2 protein-coding genes are annotated in these 1,402 nt (G+C 53.6%); both read right to left on the bottom strand.

Annotated elements, in window-relative coordinates; genetic code table 11:
• A partial coding sequence (locus ACE4YL_RS02800; RefSeq protein WP_461369174.1) for a hypothetical protein occupies positions 1–1,061 on the bottom strand: 1,061 nt, incomplete at its 3' end.
• On the bottom strand, positions 1,055–1,402 hold a 348-nt coding region (locus ACE4YL_RS02795), incomplete at its 5' end, for a hypothetical protein (RefSeq protein ID WP_461369173.1). The genes ACE4YL_RS02795 and ACE4YL_RS02800, both read right to left, overlap by 7 nt.

Below are 1,402 nucleotides of genomic sequence, written 5' to 3'. Positions count from 1 at the left end.
AGCACACCGAATACTCCACTAGTGGAAAAAGCATGTCCGCGCAATGCCCATAAAAGCAGAGTCAAACCGCGGACTGCCACGCCGGTAATGTTGATCGCTTTTGATGCAACAGCAAAAGTCAGCAGCGCCGTCGCCGCAAAGCGAATCGCACCCCAGTTCTTGATGAAAGCTTTAGTCACCCAACTGATGCCGCGGACAATGAATCCTGCTACATTCGCCGCGGTCTGTCCCCAGGATATTAGCGTTTCTTTATTCGCTTCAGCCCATGCTATGCTGCTTTTTAGTCCGTTTGTTAAGGCCTCTACAATCACGCTAATTGCCGGCAAGGCAAGCGGTTTTGCTATGGCGTTTTTCAACGTATCCCAATAACGCGGAAGGGAGCCGATTTGCTTGCCGACGGCGCCCATAGAAGCCTCGTAGGTTCCAGCAATTTTTTCGCCTTCTTTAAGGATATAGTTCAGCATGGCCTGCTTTTTCTCGGCTTCGGAAAGTTGCGCCGCGGTCTTGCCTACGGTTCCGGCATAGTCCTTATATATCTCGTTCATATTCCGGGTCATACCGAAGGCGGAGAGCAGCTCCGGCCGCTGCTTTGCAATCGCCTCGGTCATTTGCTCGGCGGCCTGTGACGAATTATAGCCAGCGATCACCGCCGCATCCTGGGCAACGCGGGCAAGCTTGGCCGCGTCAGCCGTATCGAGTTGCGCCTGCATAAACCGGGTAAGAATTTGCGAGGCTTCCTGCTCCGCGATACCTAATTCCATGACAGCTTTTCTCTGCTCATTCAGTGCTGCTATGGCGTAGCCGGACGACCGGGCTACAGACTGCATGGCAATATCTAAAACTTCAGTTCGGGCCGCGGTGTTCACAAAATCGGTAATGGCGCCGCCGATGGTGCGAAAACCCTGGACAAGACCTATACCGATGCCAAAAGAAAAAGCGTTTTTAAAGATAGTGCCCAGGGTCAGCGCTCTTTTTTGGGTATAGCCCTCTAACTTGTTTAAGCCTTTTTCGTAATCTTTGCTGTCCAGCCCCATGCGGGCGAATACTTCGCCGACTAACATTTCTCGCCTCCTCCCCCCCACGGGCCGCGCAGCCCTTTGGCCTTAGCGTCTTTGATATGCTTGGCCCAGTCCTTCTTCTGTTCCGGCTCTTGGCTATCCTGTCCCCATAGATGCCGGATCGTTCTCTTCGCTTCCTTGCTCATGAAATCATCAGGGCTGACCATTTTCGGTTTACGCTTGCTGAACATTCCGGCGAGGCGGCTAACCCCGTTCGTTATTACCGCCGCCAGGAAAGCCCAGTGATCCCGCTGGTCTCTATATCGTTCGATTGTGACCTGCCTGCCAAGCTCCTGCAATATCGCCGCCAGCTCGCCGGGCCTAAGTGCCCGCATATCGTCAAT

It is taken from the genome of Candidatus Darwinibacter acetoxidans, assembly GCF_041936445.1.
Lineage (GTDB): Bacteria > Bacillota > Limnochordia > Darwinibacteriales > Darwinibacteriaceae > DTU010.
This window is presented reverse-complemented; position numbering and strand designations above follow the sequence as displayed.